The following is a 17970-nucleotide window of genomic DNA, read 5'->3' as shown; positions in this document are numbered from 1 at the left end:
ACAGAGCAATTACGGTGCCAAGCGCAATTGATCCGTTGCGGGACATCCAAACTCGCTAAACTATGCCGCGTGGCACGCCTAAAAGCCCGCGCCATGGATGGCGCAATCGTGCGCGCCGCTGGAGCCGGCTCGGAACGGCGGCGTGACGCTTCAGATTGTGCGGGACTGGGTATTGAAGTTCAACGCGGATGGGCCGCCGCAAGGCGCCGGCGCGCAACTCGGAGTTAAGTAAACTGTCACCGAAATACGTGCGTCACCGAAATACGTGCCGTCATAGGAAGGGGCCAGGTGCGCCCAGAAGGCTTCGCGCGCTTTCGTGGAAGTCGTTTGATAAGGGGGCTTTCAATCGGAACCGGCGCAGCACTGGCTCTTCCGCCGCTTCCAACCTGAAATTGCCGCTTTCCAGCAGGCTGGCGATCCACTCGAGGAACTTGCCAAGGGATTCCGCAAGCACCGCCTTCACATCTTCGTCGCGCCCAAAGAGGATGACCTGGCCGACGCGACCGCTGGGCCAGGGATCGAAATCGAGACCGATATGATTGCCTGAGCCATCATGGGTCAGCGGTATCCAGCGCGGATTGATATAGGCCGGGTCAACCGCGTGTTCAGGCCACGCCCCTCCGGGAATTTCATAGCGATTGCCGCCGAAATCGGCGAGCACATCGACCCAGGCTTTCCATTGCGCCCCTGCCTGATGCAGCGGCAGCAGCGGAAGCCCATAGATATGGCCCCAACGGTCGTCGTTGTCGCCGTCGTGCCATCGGTATAGGTCGCGATAGGCGCGCGGCATCTTGAGGCCGATCAGGCGCTCGAACGCATCCAGTTGCGCGTCCGTGGCCGGCGGATTGAACACATATTTGTCTGGTGGCAGATGGGCAGCATACCAGGCATCAAGGCGCGCAAGCACCGCCGCGATATCTTCCACCAGCAACGGCTTGGCCTGTCCCGGCGGCCGTTTGGGATGGCTGGCTTCGGCCATGGGGGATTTTGTCCTGATTTGCCGTATCGCGCACATGGTAGGAAGCAGCCCCGCAAGGCTCAGGGCTCCGAAGATAGACGCACCGATCAGCACATTGCGCCTGCTCCGATCCATCACGGACATTCCGGCGCGATTGATCGGCGCCGCCACACAAGCCCCGAAGGCATCGCAGGTCTCGGCCCGGATTCGTTTGCCACCATTCAGAAGAAGTCCGAGTCTGGCGGGTAACGGTTGTCCATGATTACCTTCATAGCAGACACTATACCGGAGATCACCAATAGCGACCCGCCCTGAAGGGGCTTAAGCACATGGGTCGTCATCAGCGGGATTTGGTATAAGCAGTTCACTCCTCGAAAATCCTGCAGCGAAGCGTGCCGCAAGCCTTCCGCGCCGCACAAGTGCTTACGCGGCCGATCAGCCCCGGCTTGACCCATTGTGTCGGCAGCCGCTTCATGCCCTTAGGCGCCGTCCCTGCGAGGGTCTGGACGCGTGTCCAGAGCCGTTCGCGCATCTCGCAAGTGCATCTGGACACCAGCCGCCATGAGTCGCATTCTGCTCATGGGGGAAGGGCGTGGATAAACTTAACTTAGGTGCTGATCAGGCTAAACGTTGGCGAGACCGGGCTCTGCGCAGTCGCCGGGGGCGCCTTTCGCATAACGTCGTCTCGTGGGCGATCATCGGCTTGGCACTGGCTGCCGGCCTTGCTGTCAGATTCCTCGCCCGCGATTACACTCCAACCGATGCCGGCCTCTTCATCCAGTGGTATGATCTGGGTCTTTCGGCGGGGGCGGACAGCCTGCGGCAGGGGCTGACGAACTACGCTCCGCTGTACAGCTATGCATTCTATGCCATCACACTTCTGCATGACTGGCTGCCGATCTTCGCCTCCATCAAGCTGATATCGCTGCCCTTCGAATTGGGTTGCGCGGTTATGGCCTATCGGCTCGTCGCAATCTCGACCGACTCGCTCACTCGGCCAGCTTGGGCATTTGCAGCTGTCTGGCTGGCCCCGAGCGTCATCTTCAACGGCGCCCTGTGGGCCCAAGCCGATGCGATCTGGACGTTCTTCATCATGGTTTCTCTGCATGCGATCTGCCAAGGACGCCCGCTTCGGGCCACGGCGGCTTTCGCATTCGCCGTGAGCATCAAGCTGCAAGCCATTTTCTTCGGCCCCATGATCTTCGCTCTCGTTTTGCGACGCGAGCTCCACTGGGCATGGCTGGCTCTGGTCCCAATTGTCTATGCGCTGACCGCCGTTCCGCTGCTCCTACTCGGCAGGTCCATCCTTGACGTGCTGCTGGTTTATCAGGCCCAGGCCGAGTTCTTCCAAGAGCTCTCCAAGAACGCCGCGAACCTCTGGATCTTCGTGCCAAACGAGTTCTACCACGCAGGGGTCGTGGTCGGCCTGGTGCTCGCCGCGCTGGCGGGATTAGCGCTTTCATTGAGAGTTGCCCGTGAGGCAGCCTGGACGCCGCTGTTTGTCATCCTGGCGGCGGCTGTCTGCCTGCAGCTGATGCCTTGGGCGCTGCCAAAGATGCACGAGCGCTACTTCTACGCCTTCGAGATCTCCATGATGGTCGCCGCGTTCGCCGAGCCTCGCTTGACCTTTCTTGCCCTGGTCGCCCAGATCGACGCCCTCATCGCCTATGTCGGCGTCGACCTCAACGACCACAGCGGACTTGGCATATGGGGGCCTCCTTTTGCCGCCATGATCAATACTGTCCTCCTAGTTGCCATGATCCGCCGGCTGACAACAGCTCGCTATTTCGACGCAAGTCCCGCCTTCATGGCGGTGATAGCGTCATACGTTCTTTGGACCCTAGTCGTCGCGGGTGCGGGGCGCGACAGAATGTTGACCTACTGGCCGGCCGCGAAGAACGACATCGCGGGCCTTTCGGCTTTTCTCCTGATCCTCAGCCTGGTCTCCTCGTCGATCGCCGCATCTTCATGGATCATCCGCAGTCGTCGCAAGCGAGGCGGGGGCGTTCGGTGAGTTCGTGGTCCTGCTTTCCATCGAAGCCGCAAGTACGCCCGTGATCTCCCATTTTTGCCGCCGGCTTTTAGGGATACCGCTTTCGACCAGTTCCGATTTAGACTTTTGAACATGGAATCGGTTTTCGACGATCTCGGCAAAGCCCTCGAAGGCAAACGAAACAACGGTCGGGTCGCGGTCACCTTGTTGGTGCTTGCTGGCATCATCGCAGTAGGCCTTGGCATCGTGATTGCCTTGGACGGAAGATCGCCTACATCCGAGATCCGGCAAAGCCCTCACAATCTAAAGATGTGGGGAGAACGGCACGTCGTAGGTTAACGGGTCATCACTCCATGCTTTGGTCGATTGATAGCGACGTTCCAATATCTTGACTACCAGACGCTGCGCGAGAACTTGGCTAGGGTTTTCGGTGGTACAGGCTAGCGATTGCATCGGCGTCGGCAAAGCCGGCTTCGGCAGGATCGAACTCGCGTCACGAGGCCCTTGCGATTGAAACTACACCTTTCGGCGGTAGCCTTCATGCGGATGCGCTCTGGCTCTTATATTAGAGTGAGCGCATGCTTCGGCTCAGCCAGCACAGCGCCTCCTCGAGCCTGGCTGGTTAGGCCCAGCGGCCACCGCTGCTAGTCCCCCACGACCCAAGCCGCTGGGCCGCCCCGGTAAAAAATCCGCTCCCATCAGCGCTTTACCTTCGGCGTGATCTCCTCGACCCCACCTTGTCGCCGGTCTCCTTGCAGCCGCCAGCATTTGGCCTTGTCTCTGGTGGTCCGCACGGTCCGCCAATGCAGCTTCTCGAAAACACTCACGATCTAGGGGGGCCGGTTTGTGCTCCACCTTTGGCTACTACCTTCGTTCATATGGGTGTGTTCCGATAATATTAGCAGAAGCATATATATCGTCGCCAGCCGGCGCCGCCCCAACCCGCCCCGCCGGTCAGGCCCGGCGGCCCAGCTGCCAATCACACTGGCAACCAGGGCCGCTGGGCCGCCGGTGCCGGACCGTTTCCCACAGCAAAGCCGGCATCATCGAAACAGCGAAATGTGCTCCGCCCCCACTCGCGCTGAAATCGTCGAGCACCCCCGCGCGAGGCGCCCGCTTGCACTCGCCTTCGGGTTGCGCGATTATTGCCTTGGGGACGGACGAAGGGGAATCAGATGGCGGCTGAAAAAAGGGCAATAGCTCTCGCAAAAAGGACGATAGCTCTCGAAAAATGGGATGTAACGATGAGCGAGGAGATGGGCCAAGTCGTCTTGCGCATGTTCCCGACGGCAGGCGAACCGTTCCCGGTCCTCCTTAGCCCGGGTCAGGCAACGAGATTGGGCCGTGATCTACAGGCTCCAAAGTTTCTTCCGAAACTTACGGTTCAATGACTGCTTGGCGCTCTCGCAAGTCGGCTCCAGTCGCGATTGCGCTCGCTCTGCTGGCCCCGTAGTCAGGAGTGCCGGTGAAGAACACCGGTCTGCGCGGCCGTGATGTTTCGAGCAACCGAAGAGCCGCCACCAGATCCCAATGTTTTGAGCCGTGATCCGGGCCGAGCCTGTCGACCGGCGCCTGGATGCGACTTTGTCGCCTTGCAGCACACCTGACATCCCTCTGTTGCCAATACCCCGACGAAAGCTGCGCGGCCAATAGCGGGGGAAAACGTCCAAACAGGGTTCTGCTGCAGAGTTGCTAATATTAGGATTGGCTTCAGCCGGCTTGCCCCAACAAGAAACCCCAAGCCGGTTAGGCTCGGCGGCCTCTCGCCACCCCGACGGCTGTCGAGCCGCCTGAAGGCTTATGGCTGAATGAAAAGCCTCGCCGCTCCATTTGCGAAGCGGCGAGGCCCCCACCCGCCCCGATTGCCGGCCCCAACACCCGGCATTGCAGACACTGCAATTCTGGTGCCAGCGCAAATGACCCATTACGGGACATCTGCGTGCGCCGGCTCAGGCGGCGCCGGCCAGGATTGGTCCGGCGGGAAACGCGGGCTGGGCAAGCTTGGCACGGTTCTTGCTCCGATAACTTCAGGCATGCCGGCGCAGAGACGCTGTTCCACATCGACACCGGCGTGTGAGGTTAGGACAATGATGTCGCGCAAGCTTCTGTTCGGCCTTCCCGCAGTGTTCCTGGTCACGGCCCTGGGCATAGCCCTCTTGTCGTCCGACACCTCATGGGGATTTCTGACGGCGACCCAATCCGGTTCGGTCTTTTGTTCAAGCGGTCCATCACGCGAGACCGTATCGGCTTCGGCTTCAGCGTCGCGGACGTTGCCATCATGTGGATAGCACAGACAAAAATCGGCAATGAACAGGCTCCTGCATCAGTGGCGTCTTGCTGGGATTGGGTCATGGGACGTTGGGCCTTGATCACCCGGTTGGCATCGGCCTTTCGCGAATTCGTTGCACCGCGCTACCGGCCGGAACTCCACTATATGCGCGGCCCCGGACCGGCCTGTGCGCGCCGCATGCGCACACGCTGAAACCAAACGACAGGATTAACGCGCCAGAAAGCCGGCGCTTCAAGCAGGGATCGGGTTCAGCTTCAGGTGCTGGATCAGGATGATGGTCTTGGCGTCGATGATGCGGCCATCGGCGATGCCGGCAAGCGCCTCGTCGAGCGGCATTTCCAGCACTTCGATGTCCTCACCTTCGTCCGGAGCACCGCCGCCGGCCGAGATGCGGTCGGCGGGCGAATAGCGGGCGACGAAGAACCAGAGCCGCTCCGTGACGCTGCCGGGGCTCATATAGGGTGAAAACAGCCGCTCCACGTTCTGCAGCCGGTAGCCCAGTTCTTCCTCGGCTTCCTTGCGGATGCAGGTCTCCGGATCGTTTTCGTCCAACAGGCCGGCACAGGCCTCGATCAGCGGCTCGCGATGACCCGTGACGTAGGCGGGATAGCGGAACTGGCGCACCAGAAGCACGGTCGAGCGCGAGGGATCGTAAGGCAGGATCACCGCGCCGTCGCCGCGATCATAGGTCTGGCGGATCTGCGTCTCCCACTGCCCGTCACGCCGGCGGTAGTCGAGGACGGTCTTTTTCAGGACAGCCCAGTCGTCGGAGAGGATTTCCTCCGAACGGATGCGAATGCGATCTTCCATCGTGGTCTCCATGCTACCCAGTCGAGGCGTAGCGGCGAGCCGGCATTTGCGCAATGCAGGCAATCGGTCCAAAAAGGCGTGTCACCTTCTCGTGTGTGGCGCGCCTTCGATCCACTACCTAGATAGCGGCTTACCCCTCCCGGAGCCCATTTTCATGACAGCATCGCTTTTCCAGCCGATCACCCTCGACGGCCTCACCTTCCCCAATCGCATCGCGGTCGCGCCGATGTGCCAGTATTCCGCCGAAGACGGCTCGGCCAGCGACTGGCATCTCTATCACTGGATGAACCTTGCCATGTCCGGCGCCGGCATGGTCACGGTCGAGATGACCGATGTCGAGCGGCGCGGGCGTATCACGCATGGCTGCCTCGGCCTTTATTCTGAAGACAATGAGGCGGCCGCCCGCCGCACGCTGGATGCCGCCAGACGGGTCGCCGCTCCCGGCACGAAGTTCGGCTCTCAGCTTGCCCATGCCGGCCGCAAGGCCTCCAACCGCAAGCCGTGGGAGGGCGGTGGGCCGCTGCAGCCAAACGAGGATCCCTGGCAGACCGTGTCGGCCTCGGCCATCGCCTACGACACCGGCTCGAACGTTCCACGAGCGCTGGAAGAAGAAGAAATCCTGCAGCTCATCGAGCGCTTCGCCGAGGCGGCAAGGCGTGCCGAACGTGCCGGCTTCGATTTCCTCGAACTGCACGCGGCGCACGGCTATCTGATCTTCCAGTTCCTGTCGCCATTGTCCAACCAGCGCACGGATCGCTGGGGCGGCTCGCTCGAAAACCGCATGCGTCTTGCCGTCGAGATCGCCAAGGCGGTACGCAAAGCAACGCCAAAGCTGATGCTCGGCGCGCGGCTGTCGGTGAAGGACTGGGTCGATGGCGGCTTCGACGTTGAAGATGCGATCGAAGTCGCGAAAGCACTCAAGGACGTCGGCGTCGCTTATCTCTGCTGCTCGAGCGGTGGCAATTCGCCCCTGCAGAAATTGCCCACCGGCCCCGGCTACCAGGTGCACCTGGCGGAAGCCGTGCGCAAGGGCGCCGGCATTCCGACCCGTGCGGTTGGCCTGATCGACGACCCCAGGCAGGCCGAGGCGATCGTCGCCGAGGGCCGCGCCGACATGGTGGCGCTGGCGCGCGCCTTCCTGGCCGATCCACGCTGGGGATGGCGTGCGGCGGCCACGTTCAGCGAGACAATCCACCCGGCACCGCAGCTTGCCCGCTCGGTGACGACGATGCAGCACTGGATGAAGGCGGCGGGCTGATCGGCCCGTTCTGCCGATACCGGTGCGGTCCCTGCCCGTAGTTTCCGGACAGTGGCCACAGCCCCGCTTCAATTCTGTTCGCGAACTGTTACCTTGGGTGAGGCTGCGGCGGGCGCGGCCGGGCCTGGGAGGAAATCATGTCGTTCAGGGCATTCTTGCCGGTTGCAGCGCTGACAGCCGTGGCCGGCCTTTGGATTGGCGCATCGTCGCAGGCCGGCGCGCAATATTGCGAGGGCACGGTGCACGGCCTGTCCAGCCGCTACAATCTGGCGACCGGCAGCGGCTTTCTCGCGGTGCGGACACGGCCGAACTCGTCGTCGCGGATGATCGGACAGCTGTTCAATGGCGACCACACCGAAATCTTCGACCGGCGCGGCAACTGGTATCAGGTCGAGATCGGCGGCAGGACCGGCTGGGCAAACGCACGCTGGCTGCGCAACGATTGCGGCTACTGAGACGCCCGTGCATGGCACCCAAAAGTGGATCCGGTTTTGGGATAACGACATGCATCAAACAAAGACCTAAAGCGCGTCGCAAACGCGACGCGACTTTTGGGCGCAGGCTGAAGGCCATGGTTGCAACCAAATTGGCTGCTTTGCGTTGCGGCCATGATGGACAACAAACCTTTTGAAGTGCCGGTCGTCGTCGAACTTGGCCACGTCGGCAAATATCGCCATATCCGCAGTGCCCAGGAAGCGGCGGAGTGCCTGATGACCGTGTGGCCGCTCAATCGCGGCCAGCGTCATCGTGAAGCCCTCGACACTTGCCTCAAAGTGCTGGAAGGTTATCGTTCGACAGCGGATGCGCGCCGGGCGCTGATTGAAGCCGCCAAGGAATCCGAAGTGCTGGTGCCCGACGACAAGCTGCCCGACGACCGGCTGCATTGAGCAGACCCGGACCTTTCAACTGGAGGTTTTCATGGCGAAGCTGACTTACAAGATCGTCGAGCATGACGGCGGCTGGGCCTACAAGGTCGGAGCGACCTTCTCGGAGACGTTTCCCACGCATCAGGACGCGCTGCGCGCCGCTGAAATCGCTTCGGCCGAGCAGCAGGTCGCTGGAGCCACGGACGGCATCCAGTACGAGGACGCCGAAGGCAAATGGCACGAGGAACTGGCCGACGGGCGGGACCGGCCGCAGACGGAAGTCTCCGACTAATTTCAATATCGGGCAGGCAGGACGCCGACCGCAGACGTCCGGAGAGAAGACGTTCCGCGGCCAGCGACTGCCCTGCGGGCTCTATCTTTGAGCAAGATCTTTTCCGAAAACCGGCAGCCACTTTTCGGGATCATGCTCCGACTACTTGCCGCAGTACCGGTCGTTCACGTTCCCTTGCGCATTCGCATCGGGACCGGCGGTGTTGGAGGCACAAGGTCCGAGCGGGCCGGGATTGCCCAGGGTGTTCAATCCTGAGTTATCGCCGATGCTTCCGGTGGTGCCGTTGTCGACAGTTGAGGAATCCTCGTTGCCGAAGAGCCAGTTGTGGTGGCTGGAATTGGTGCTGTCCGACGATTGCGCCATTGCCGATGTGGCAAGACCGATCGTCAGAACGGATGCTGCGAGAAGTTTCGTGACCATTGAATTGCTCCGTGTCTTGGCCGCCTTGGGTGCGACACGGCTAAAACCGGCAATCAGCCGAATGGTTCAGTGAAATTGTCGTGAGGCCGCGGTGATGTCCGACCAGCGAAAGCCCGGTTGGCGACGCGCTCGATGAAGGCCACGATCCGCTCCGGCGCGACGAATTGCGGCATGTGTCCCATCCCCTCGACCACTTCGAAATCGAGCCCCTCGATCCTTGACCTCATCGGCGCGCCTTGGGTGTGAAAGCGGGTCACGCGATCGGCATCGCCGAAGAGGATGCCGGCCGGCATGGCGATCTCGCCATAGCGCCCCTCGATGCGGCCAAGGTCGCGCTCGATTGCCACGACATCGGAGGACATGGCATAGAAATGGGCTGGCCTGAGCCCGAGCCACCCGCCTCCCGCGACCATGTAGTCGCCGGGCAGGACTTGCGGCGCGAAGATGAACTCCATTGTCGGCCGCGCATATCTGAGGCTTGTCGGTATCGCCAGGGTATAGCTCATGATCCAGCGCCACAGGCGTGACGGAATGTAGAGTGAGCCGAACTTTTCGCGCCCATCGGCCTCCACGTGGGTCAATGGCGCCAGGAGCGCGATGCCGGAAATCGCCTCTGGGTGTTCCACCGCCAGGGTCAGCGCAATGGCACCTCCCAGGGAATGACCGACCACCAGCGGCTTTTCCAGCCTGAGCGCTTCGATGAAGTGGCGCACGATCTCGGCCTGTTCGGGCAGCCGGCCCGTCGCGCCGCTCGCCCGCACCGAATAGCCCGCCCCCGGTCGATCGAGCGCGATCAACCGGTAACCCGGACCAAGCCGCCCGAACAGAGTGTGCCGGAAATGATGGAGTTGGGCGCCAAGCCCGTGCAGGAAAACGATCGGCCGCCCCTCGCCCTGGTCGACATAATGGATGCGGTTGCCGTCGATTTCGATGAATTTTCCGACCGGCGGTACCAGCCTTTCGCCCTTCGCCGCGATCCACAGCGTCGCCAGCACAAGACTGGCGATCCCCAGGATCGCCAGCGACAACAGAACGGCAAGCAGCCACGACAGAATCGACAGGAGCATTGTTCACCCGAACCACAACCAGATTGAGCTTAGCCGCATCCAGTGCCGCTGCAACCTTGCATCGAAAACCGGCGACCCAAGGACCGCCCGTCGATCGATGATTTGCTGGTCCACTCACGCAGCATTGCGACGGCTGCCGCGCCGCGCTATCTGAGGCGAGCCGTCTTCCGGAGTCTTCCATGCCCGAAATCGTTACCGCCGCCATGCTCGTCATCGGCGATGAGATTCTGTCCGGCCGCACCAAGGACAAGAACATCGGCCACCTCGCCGATATCATGACGGCGATCGGCATCGACCTGAAGGAGGTGCGCATCGTTCCGGACGAGGAAGACGAGATCGTCGCGGCGGTGAATGCGGTGCGCGCGCGCTACACTTATGTGTTCACCACCGGCGGCATTGGCCCGACGCATGACGACATCACGGCCGATTCCATTTCCAAAGCCTTTGGCGTGCCTTGCGAATACGATGCCAAGGCCTTCGCCATGCTGGAGGCAAGCTATGCCGCGCGCGGCATCGAATACACCGAGGCCCGCAAGCGCATGGCGCGGATGCCGCGCGGCGCCGATCTCATCGACAATCCGGTGTCCGTCGCGCCCGGGTTTCGCATCGGCAACGTCCATGTCATGGCCGGCGTACCGTCGATCTTCCAGGCCATGCTCGACAATGTCGTTCCGACGCTGAAGGCCGGCACCAAGATGCTGTCTGCAACCGTGCACTGCCCATTCGGCGAAGGCCTCATCGGCGGACCGCTGGGCGACATCCAGAAAGCGCATCCGGACACGATCATCGGCTCCTATCCGAAATATGGCGATGGCAAATTCTGGACCGAACTTGTCGTGCGTGCCCGCAGCCAGGAAGCGCTGGATGCCGCTCGGGCGGACGTCGAGGCGATGGTGGCCGGGTTCGCCAGCAGTCCCGGCTGATCTGGTCCAGACCGGAACCAAGCACGACGCTGGAACGTTGCCTTCGCGCGAGTCCGGTCGCTCGTAAACTGAGGGATTTACCATGCGATTCAAAACCATCGTTGCCATTCTGCAAAACGAGCAGGACGCCGAGCGCGTGCTGGACTGTGCCATTCCGCTCGCCAACCGGTTCCAGAGTCATTTGATCGGGATCCATGCCGAAACGCTTCCGGTGCCCTACACCTCGGCCACCGGCTTTCCGGACACCGAGTTCCTGCAGGTTTCGGCCGACATGAACCGGGAGCGGGCCGAGAGGCTGCAAGCCATTTTTCTCAAGCATATCGAGAATTCCGGGCTTTCCTTCGAGTGGCGAAGCCTGGAAAGCTTTTCAGGCGACAGCGCGCTGACCGGCATTTCCAGCGTGCGCGCCGCCGATCTGATCATAGCCGCGCAGCGGGAGACGGGCGGCGACCCGAGCGCGGATGTCGATACGCTGGTCTATGATGCCGGCCGGCCAGTGCTGGTGGTGCCGCATGCGGGCCCGCTGGTCACCACCTTCAAGCATGTGCTGCTTGCCTGGAACGGCAGCAAGGAAGCCGCCCGCGCCGCCTTCGACGCGCTGCCCTTCATCATCGAAGCCGAGAAAACCGACATATTGGTCATCGATCCACCCGATACGCTCGACGAGAGCCCGGAGGCCGCCGGCGCCGAAATCGCGTCCGCCCTGTCACGCCACGGCGCCACAGTCAGCGTCTCGGTGCAGAGGTCGGGCGGCAACTCGATCGACGACATCATCCAGACCAGGATCGCGGAGACCGGCGCCGACCTGCTGGTGCTTGGCGCCTACAGCCACTCGTGGCTGCGCCAGCTTCTGTTCGGCGGCGTGACGCGCTCGGTGCTGCGCACGGCGCCGGTGGCGGCTTTCCTGTCGCGATAAGTCCACAGCGATCGCTGGTCCCTGCCCTTGCCAAGGCCAAGGCTTTCCAGTTAATTCCGCGCGCATTCCCCTGTTGTCTTGCGCGCGATCCCCGCGTGCTGCGGAGTGCGCGACATGTCCCTTCCCGAAAAAGCCTTTCCGGTCTCCTGGGACCAGTTCCATCGTGACGCCCGCGCGCTTGCCTGGCGGCTTGCGGGTGCCAACAAGGGGCAATGGAAAGCGATCGTCTGCATCACCCGTGGCGGGCTGGTTCCGGCTGCCATCATCTCGCGCGAACTCGGCATCCGCGTCATCGAGACGGTCTGCGTCGCCTCCTATCACGACTATACCAGCCAGGGGCAGCTGCAGGTTCTCAAGGAGATCACCCCCGCCCTGCTGGCCGACGACGGTGCCGGCGTGCTGATCATCGACGACCTGACCGACACCGGCAAGACGGCGGGCATCGTGCGGGCGATGATGCCGAAGGCGCATTTCGCCACCGTCTACGCCAAACCAAAAGGCCGGCCACTGGTCGATACTTTCGTCACCGAAGTCAGCCAGGACACCTGGATCTATTTCCCGTGGGACATGGGCTTCACCTATCAGAAGCCGATCGCCGACGACCACGCCGGCTGATTCGCAACAACTGCCTCTTCCAGATCAGCCGCCGCTGTCGGGCATCATTTGCTTCCGCGAATGGGCTTGGCGGGCCAGATATTTTGCGAAATCGACGTTCATCGGCGAAAATTGGCCAGACGGGCGAAAGTTTTTACTTTTATTGCTTATGATTGGCCGTAAGATTCGTGAGACGGCAAACGATTCTGGAGGCTGGGGCTAGCTTCTCCGATGTTGACGAGGCCAACGACGCACAATCATCTGGCCGAAAGGGTCCGGCGGCTCTTCGGCACGGCGCCATGCCGCCTGCAGGTCGCCGCCCTGCCCTGGCGCGACATTGGAAACGGTGTCGAGATCATGCTGATCACCAGCCGCGATACCGGTCGCTGGGTTATCCCCAAGGGCTGGCCCGAGGCCAAAGAGCCACTCTGTGAAGCCGCGGCGCGCGAGGCCGGCGAGGAAGCCGGGCTGCGCGGAACGGTGTCGCACCTTGAGGCCGGCCGTTACTTCTACGCCAAGGTGTTGGCTTCCGGCGAAGAAGTGCCGTGCGAGGTCCTGGTGTTTCCGCTGCACGTCGACAAGATCGCCGACCGCTGGAAGGAAAAACATTCTCGTACCCGCAAATGGGTCAGTTCCAGCGAAGCGGTGCGCATGGTCAACGAACCCGACCTTTGCCAGATCATCGCCTATTTCTGCGCCGACCCGCACAGGTTCCCCTGATCGTTGGCTTCCCCTTGCCGGCTCATCTCCCGCGTGTATCGCGGCCGATTCGCAACCCTGTGATGCGTCATGAAATGGTTTGCTAACCATTGGCGGGTACGAATCGGGTCGATCGGGCGCTTTATCGATGGCAAACCCTGTAAACCCACTTCACCAAGAGTCCGGCGAGCCTCAGCGCGAACGTCGTCCGCGCGTGCTCAAGGGCGGATCGATTATCACCGGGATTCAGAACTCGGAGGTCGGTTGCACGCTGCGCAATCAGCACGAGGGTGGCGCCGAACTGAAGATACCGCTGGAAGCACGGGTTCCCGATCACTTTCTTCTTTACGTGCCGCTCGACGGTATTGCCTATCGGTGCGAGGTTCGCTGGCGCCGCAATGACCGCATCGGGGTGCAGTTCACCGGCACCGAGCCAAAGCCGAAATTGCATTACGGCTGATCCGCCCCGGGGACGCAGACGGTTGTGTTTGGGCGAAGCATGGCGGCGCCAGCCCTGCCGGCAAAATCGCCTGCGCTGAAGCAATTCTATCCCCGTTATCCACATATGTGACACACAAGATGTTGGGGTCACAAAAGCTACGCAAACGAATCCTTGACGGCGCAAAACGAGTCGCCTTTTATAGGCCATGCGCTCCTGTTGAGAGTGCGACCGGAAAGTTCTGAGCCCGGTCTTTTTCCCGGATTATGTGTGTTTCTTCCCGCATTTCCGCCTGTTTACGAGGCCGGCGGAAGCGTTGGGATTGCGGGCGGGTTGGGGATGATAGGGAGAATTGTCGGACTGGAATAAATTGTCTGTTAACACTATATTTAGTGTTTGCAGGCAGGTTCGGCGCTAGATAGTGTGAATTTCCCTCGAGTGAGGGAATCGGAAAAAATCAGTTTTGAGGGACCCGCGGGTTCGTCGGCGCGTTGGACAGGCACTTCGCAAGGAGTTTGACCAGCAGGGCCGGCGGAGACTGCAAAATGGAGAGCCGGCCGTTTTCGAACGCCGGCAGGCGGCGGACATGCGCGTTTCGCATGGGGGGGCAGAAATCCCCTGACGAAAGCGCTATATATAGACAAAAGGGACCGGACCAATGCGCATCGAGCGTCGTTTCACCAAGCAAGGACAATCTGCCTATGCGGAGATCGAATTCCGCAAGGCGCTTTCGGAGATCAAGAATCCGGATGGTTCGGTGGTGTTTCGTCTCGACAACATCGATGTGCCGGCGCAGTTCTCCCAGGTCGCCGCCGACATCCTGGCGCAGAAATATTTCCGCAAGGCCGGTGTCCCCGCACGGCTGAAGAAGATCGAGGAGAACGACGTCCCCTCCTTCCTGTGGCGCTCCGTCGCCGATGAGGCCGAGCTTGCCAAGCTGCCGGAAGCCGAGCGCTACGGTTCCGAGATCGACGCCCGCCAGGTCTTTGACCGCCTCGCCGGCACCTGGACCTATTGGGGCTGGAAGGGCGGCTACTTCAAGGCGTCGGAGGAAGACGCGCGCGCCTTCCGCGACGAGCTTGCCTACATGCTGGCCACCCAGCGCGTGGCGCCGAACTCGCCGCAATGGTTCAACACCGGCCTGCACTGGGCCTATGGCATCGACGGCCCGAGCCAGGGCCACTTCTATGTCGATCCGTTCACTGGCAAGCTGACCAAGTCGAAATCCTCCTATGAGCATCCGCAGCCGCATGCCTGCTTCATCCAGGGCGTGCAGGACGACCTCGTCAACGAGGGCGGCATCATGGACCTTTGGGTGCGTGAAGCGCGCCTGTTCAAATATGGTTCCGGCACCGGCTCCAACTTCTCGCTGCTGCGCGGCGAAGGCGAAAAGCTATCCGGCGGCGGCCGCTCGTCCGGCCTGATGAGCTTCCTCAAGATCGGCGACCGCGCGGCGGGCGCCATCAAGTCGGGCGGCACGACACGCCGCGCCGCCAAGATGGTCATTGTCGACGCCGACCATCCCGATATCGAGGAATTCATCGACTGGAAGGTCAATGAAGAGCAGAAGGTCGCCTCGCTGGTAACCGGCTCCAAGATCGTCAAGAAGCATCTCGAAGCGATCATGAAGGCCTGCGTCAACTGCGAAGGCAATGCCGACGACTGTTTCGACCCGTCGATCAACACCGCGCTGAAGCGCGAGATCAAGGCGGCCAAGAAGTCTGCCGTGCCGGAGAACTACATCTACCGCGTCATCCAGTTCGCCAAGCAGGGCTACAGCTCGATGTCGTTCAAGACCTACGACACCGACTGGGATTCGGACGCCTATCTCACCGTTTCGGGCCAGAATTCCAACAATTCCGTGTCGCTGAAGGACAATTTCCTGCGCGCTGTCGAGGATGATGCCGACTGGCACCTCACCGCCCGCAAGGACGGCAAGGTCTTGAAGACGCTGAAGGCGCGCGACCTGTGGGAAAAGATCGGCTACGCCGCCTGGGCTTCCGCCGATCCGGGCCTGCATTTCAACACGACGATGAACGACTGGCACACCTGCGCCTCCGCCGGTGCGATCCGGGCGTCCAACCCGTGCTCGGAATACATGTTCCTCGACGACACGGCCTGCAATCTCGCCTCGATTAATCTGCTGCCCTACCGCAACGCCGATGGCACCATCGACATTGCCGCCTACGAGCACACGGTGCGGCTGTGGACGATCGTTCTCGAAATCTCCGTCATGATGGCGCAGTTCCCGTCGAAGGAGATCGCCAAGCAGTCCTATGAATACCGCACGCTCGGCCTCGGCTATGCCAATATCGGCGGCCTGCTGATGACGTCGGGCATTCCCTACGACTCCGACGAGGGCCGCGCCATCTGCGCCGCGCTCACCGCGATCATGACCGGCACGGCCTATGCCACCTCGGCCGAGATGGCGGCCGAACTCGGCGCCTTCGCCGATTACGACCGCAACGCGCAGAACATGCTGCGCGTCATGCGCAACCATCGCCGCGCCGCCTATGGCGAGAAGCAGGGCTATGAGAAGCTGGCGGTCAACCCGGTGCCGCTGGTCGCCTCCGACCTCAAGCAGCAGGACCTGGCCGTGCATGCCAAGGCCGCCTGGGATCGCGCCATCGAGCTCGGCGAAGAGCACGGCTACCGCAATGCGCAGGCAACGGTGATCGCGCCGACCGGCACGATCGGCCTGGTGATGGATTGCGATACCACCGGCATCGAGCCAGACTTCGCGCTGGTGAAGTTCAAGAAGCTGGCCGGCGGCGGCTACTTCAAGATCATCAACCGCGCCGTGCCGGAAGCATTGCGCACACTCGGCTACTCCGAAGCCCAGATCGGCGAGATGGAGGCCTATGCGGTCGGCCACGGCAATCTCAACCAGGCACCTAGCATCAACCCCGGCGCGCTCAAGGCGAAGGGTTTTACCGACGAGAAGATCGCGGCGCTCAATGCGGCGCTGAAGTCGGCCTTCGACATCAAGTTCGTCTTCAACCAGTGGACGCTCGGCGCCGACTGGGTGAAGGAGACCTTTGGCTTCACCGACGAGCAGCTCAACGACTTCTCGTTCGAGATCCTGCCGGCGCTGGGCTTCTCCAGGAAAGACATCGAGGCCGCCAACATCCATGTCTGCGGTGCGATGACGCTGGAAGGCGCGCCCTTCCTCAAGGCCGAACACCTCGCGGTGTTCGACTGCGCCAGCCCGTGCGGCAAGATCGGCAAGCGCTCGCTGTCGATCAACAGCCACATCCAGATGATGGCTGCAGCACAGCCCTTCATCTCCGGCGCCATCTCCAAGACCATCAACATGCCGAACGATGCGACGGTGGAAGACGCCAAGGGCGCCTACATGCTGTCGTGGAAGCTGGCGCTGAAGGCCAACGCGCTCTACCGCGACGGTTCGAAGCTGTCGCAGCCGCTCAACTCGTCACTGCTCGCCGATGGCGAGGACGACGAGGACGACGCCCTCGAGCAATTGATCGCTGCACCGGCGGCGGCGCGCGCGGCACAGATCACCGAGCGGATCGTCGAGCGCATCATCGAGCGCGTGTCGCGCGAGCAGGAAAAGCTGCCCGGCCGCCGCAAGGGCTACACCCAGAAGGCCAAGATCGGTGGCAACACCATCTTCCTGCGCACCGGCGAATATGACGATGGCCGTCTCGGCGAGATCTTCATCGACATGAACAAGGAAGGCGCGACGCTGCGTGGCCTTCTCAACAACTTCGCCATCGCCATCTCGCTCGGCCTGCAGTACGGCGTGCCGCTCGACGAATATGTGCACGCCTTCACCTTCACCAAGTTCGAGCCGGCCGGCATGGTGCAAGGCAATGACGCCATCAAGAGCGCGACGTCGATCCTCGACTACGTGTTCCGCGAATTGGCGATTTCCTATCTCGGCCGCAACGACCTTGCCCATGTCGACCAGTCGGACTTTTCCAACACCGCACTTGGCCGCGGCATCAGCGAAGGCAAGACCGATGCGGTCTCCAAGGGCCTGACCCGTGGTGCCTCGCCGGTGAAGCTGGTGTCGCGCGTCAGCGGCAACGATCCGAAAGGCTTTGCGGCTCCCTCGGGCGCCCCTGCCCGCTCCGTGCCGACCGCCTTCTCCGGCTCCAACGTGCTGGCGCTGAAGCCGGCTAGCGACGAAGCGGTCGCGTATAAGCGTGACTATGAGGAGCGGGCAAAGGAATTGGCCGAGGACATCGCCTTCGAAGAGGCGGCGGGTGTTGCTTCTGACGCCACGGCGGCTTTGTTCACCGACGCTGCCGCCAACGAAGCGGCCGAGGCGAAGAAACTCGCCAACGACCGCCGCGCCAAATCGCTGCTCCAGGGCTACACCGGCAATTCCTGCTCAGAGTGCCAGAACTTCACTATGGTGCGGAATGGGACCTGCGAGAAGTGCGACACCTGTGGTGCCACGAGCGGGTGCAGCTGAGGAA

16 protein-coding genes are annotated in these 17970 nt (G+C 62.0%); 12 read left to right on the top strand and 4 right to left on the bottom strand.

Features of this window, described 5'->3' with window-relative positions:
• Positions 1-271: 271 nt before the first annotated feature.
• Positions 272-979: an SMI1/KNR4 family protein gene (locus ACFSOZ_RS11030; RefSeq protein ID WP_379097217.1), complete on the bottom strand. Its 708-nt coding sequence runs from the start codon at positions 977-979 to the stop codon at positions 272-274.
• Between the two features lie 571 nt (positions 980-1550).
• On the opposite strand from ACFSOZ_RS11030, the gene ACFSOZ_RS11025 reads away from it, so the two are divergent.
• Both ACFSOZ_RS11025 and ACFSOZ_RS11020 read left to right on the top strand, forming a co-directional pair.
• Positions 1551-2972 (top strand): hypothetical protein, encoded by a 1422-nt coding sequence (locus ACFSOZ_RS11025; protein ID WP_379097214.1) that lies wholly within the window; start codon positions 1551-1553, stop codon positions 2970-2972.
• Positions 2973-5301: 2329 nt separating this feature from the next.
• Entirely contained in the window at positions 5302-5433 is a 132-nt protein-coding gene (locus tag ACFSOZ_RS11020) for a hypothetical protein (RefSeq protein WP_379097211.1), read from the top strand.
• Between the two features lie 39 nt (positions 5434-5472).
• Here ACFSOZ_RS11020 and ACFSOZ_RS11015 read toward each other — a convergent pair whose 3' ends face one another.
• Positions 5473-6051 carry an NUDIX domain-containing protein gene (locus ACFSOZ_RS11015; protein WP_379097208.1) on the bottom strand — a complete coding sequence of 193 codons (579 nt, stop codon included), beginning with the start codon at positions 6049-6051 and terminating at the stop codon, positions 5473-5475.
• Positions 6052-6205: 154 nt separating this feature from the next.
• Here ACFSOZ_RS11015 and ACFSOZ_RS11010 point away from each other — a divergent pair, with 154 nt between their 5' ends.
• From ACFSOZ_RS11010 to ACFSOZ_RS10995, 4 genes are all read left to right on the top strand, one after another.
• A complete protein-coding gene (locus ACFSOZ_RS11010) occupies positions 6206-7309 on the top strand; it encodes an NADH:flavin oxidoreductase/NADH oxidase (protein ID WP_379097205.1) in 1104 nt (367 codons plus the stop codon).
• 137 nt (positions 7310-7446) lie between these two features.
• Positions 7447-7764, top strand: a complete 318-nt coding sequence (locus ACFSOZ_RS11005) for an SH3 domain-containing protein (protein WP_379097202.1) — start codon at positions 7447-7449, stop codon at positions 7762-7764.
• Between the two features lie 153 nt (positions 7765-7917).
• Positions 7918-8196 carry a DUF982 domain-containing protein gene (locus tag ACFSOZ_RS11000; RefSeq protein WP_258593171.1) on the top strand — a complete coding sequence of 93 codons (279 nt, stop codon included), beginning with the start codon at positions 7918-7920 and terminating at the stop codon, positions 8194-8196.
• Between the two features lie 31 nt (positions 8197-8227).
• On the top strand, positions 8228-8467 hold the full coding sequence (locus ACFSOZ_RS10995) for a DUF2188 domain-containing protein (protein ID WP_013532013.1): 240 nt from the start codon (positions 8228-8230) through the stop codon (positions 8465-8467).
• 141 nt (positions 8468-8608) lie between these two features.
• Here ACFSOZ_RS10995 and ACFSOZ_RS10990 read toward each other — a convergent pair whose 3' ends face one another.
• Together ACFSOZ_RS10990 and ACFSOZ_RS10985 are read right to left on the bottom strand one after the other, a co-directional pair.
• Positions 8609-8887, bottom strand: coding sequence for a hypothetical protein (locus ACFSOZ_RS10990; protein ID WP_379097198.1), 279 nt, complete (start codon positions 8885-8887; stop codon positions 8609-8611).
• A 53-nt stretch (positions 8888-8940) separates the two neighbouring features.
• Positions 8941-9954, bottom strand: a complete 1014-nt coding sequence (locus ACFSOZ_RS10985) for an alpha/beta fold hydrolase (protein WP_379097194.1) — start codon at positions 9952-9954, stop codon at positions 8941-8943.
• Positions 9955-10133: 179 nt separating this feature from the next.
• Here ACFSOZ_RS10985 and ACFSOZ_RS10980 point away from each other — a divergent pair, with 179 nt between their 5' ends.
• From ACFSOZ_RS10980 to ACFSOZ_RS10955, 6 genes are all read left to right on the top strand, one after another.
• Positions 10134-10877, top strand: a complete 744-nt coding sequence (locus tag ACFSOZ_RS10980; RefSeq protein WP_379097191.1) for a competence/damage-inducible protein A — start codon at positions 10134-10136, stop codon at positions 10875-10877.
• An 82-nt stretch (positions 10878-10959) separates the two neighbouring features.
• Positions 10960-11793 (top strand): universal stress protein, encoded by an 834-nt coding sequence (locus ACFSOZ_RS10975; protein ID WP_379097188.1) that lies wholly within the window; start codon positions 10960-10962, stop codon positions 11791-11793.
• 114 nt (positions 11794-11907) lie between these two features.
• Complete coding sequence (gpt, locus tag ACFSOZ_RS10970; RefSeq protein WP_006200882.1) at positions 11908-12408, top strand: xanthine phosphoribosyltransferase; 501 nt, start codon at positions 11908-11910, stop codon at positions 12406-12408.
• Positions 12409-12618: 210 nt separating this feature from the next.
• Positions 12619-13107 carry an NUDIX hydrolase gene (locus tag ACFSOZ_RS10965; protein WP_379097185.1) on the top strand — a complete coding sequence of 163 codons (489 nt, stop codon included), beginning with the start codon at positions 12619-12621 and terminating at the stop codon, positions 13105-13107.
• A gap of 127 nt (positions 13108-13234) precedes the next feature.
• Positions 13235-13546 carry a PilZ domain-containing protein gene (locus ACFSOZ_RS10960; RefSeq protein ID WP_379097182.1) on the top strand — a complete coding sequence of 104 codons (312 nt, stop codon included), beginning with the start codon at positions 13235-13237 and terminating at the stop codon, positions 13544-13546.
• 637 nt (positions 13547-14183) lie between these two features.
• Entirely contained in the window at positions 14184-17966 is a 3783-nt protein-coding gene (locus ACFSOZ_RS10955) for a vitamin B12-dependent ribonucleotide reductase (RefSeq protein WP_379097179.1), read from the top strand.
• Positions 17967-17970: the final 4 nt, after the last annotated feature.

The organism is Mesorhizobium newzealandense (assembly GCF_042682145.1).
GTDB lineage: Bacteria > Pseudomonadota > Alphaproteobacteria > Rhizobiales > Rhizobiaceae > Mesorhizobium > Mesorhizobium newzealandense.
This window is presented reverse-complemented; position numbering and strand designations above follow the sequence as displayed.

Coding starts and splice junctions, on each gene's coding strand:
- ACFSOZ_RS10980 (WP_379097191.1), top strand. CDS start 10,134: ATGCCCGAAATCGTTACCGCCGCCATGCTCGTCATCGGCGATGAGATT.
- ACFSOZ_RS10965 (WP_379097185.1), top strand. CDS start 12,619: ATGTTGACGAGGCCAACGACGCACAATCATCTGGCCGAAAGGGTCCGG.
- ACFSOZ_RS11015 (WP_379097208.1), bottom strand. CDS start 6,051: ATGGAAGATCGCATTCGCATCCGTTCGGAGGAAATCCTCTCCGACGAC.
- ACFSOZ_RS11020 (WP_379097211.1), top strand. CDS start 5,302: ATGGGACGTTGGGCCTTGATCACCCGGTTGGCATCGGCCTTTCGCGAA.
- ACFSOZ_RS11030 (WP_379097217.1), bottom strand. CDS start 979: ATGGCCGAAGCCAGCCATCCCAAACGGCCGCCGGGACAGGCCAAGCCG.
- ACFSOZ_RS10955 (WP_379097179.1), top strand. CDS start 14,184: ATGCGCATCGAGCGTCGTTTCACCAAGCAAGGACAATCTGCCTATGCG.
- ACFSOZ_RS10960 (WP_379097182.1), top strand. CDS start 13,235: ATGGCAAACCCTGTAAACCCACTTCACCAAGAGTCCGGCGAGCCTCAG.
- gpt (WP_006200882.1), top strand. CDS start 11,908: ATGTCCCTTCCCGAAAAAGCCTTTCCGGTCTCCTGGGACCAGTTCCAT.
- ACFSOZ_RS10985 (WP_379097194.1), bottom strand. CDS start 9,954: ATGCTCCTGTCGATTCTGTCGTGGCTGCTTGCCGTTCTGTTGTCGCTG.
- ACFSOZ_RS11000 (WP_258593171.1), top strand. CDS start 7,918: ATGATGGACAACAAACCTTTTGAAGTGCCGGTCGTCGTCGAACTTGGC.
- ACFSOZ_RS10975 (WP_379097188.1), top strand. CDS start 10,960: ATGCGATTCAAAACCATCGTTGCCATTCTGCAAAACGAGCAGGACGCC.
- ACFSOZ_RS10990 (WP_379097198.1), bottom strand. CDS start 8,887: ATGGTCACGAAACTTCTCGCAGCATCCGTTCTGACGATCGGTCTTGCC.
- ACFSOZ_RS10995 (WP_013532013.1), top strand. CDS start 8,228: ATGGCGAAGCTGACTTACAAGATCGTCGAGCATGACGGCGGCTGGGCC.
- ACFSOZ_RS11005 (WP_379097202.1), top strand. CDS start 7,447: ATGTCGTTCAGGGCATTCTTGCCGGTTGCAGCGCTGACAGCCGTGGCC.
- ACFSOZ_RS11010 (WP_379097205.1), top strand. CDS start 6,206: ATGACAGCATCGCTTTTCCAGCCGATCACCCTCGACGGCCTCACCTTC.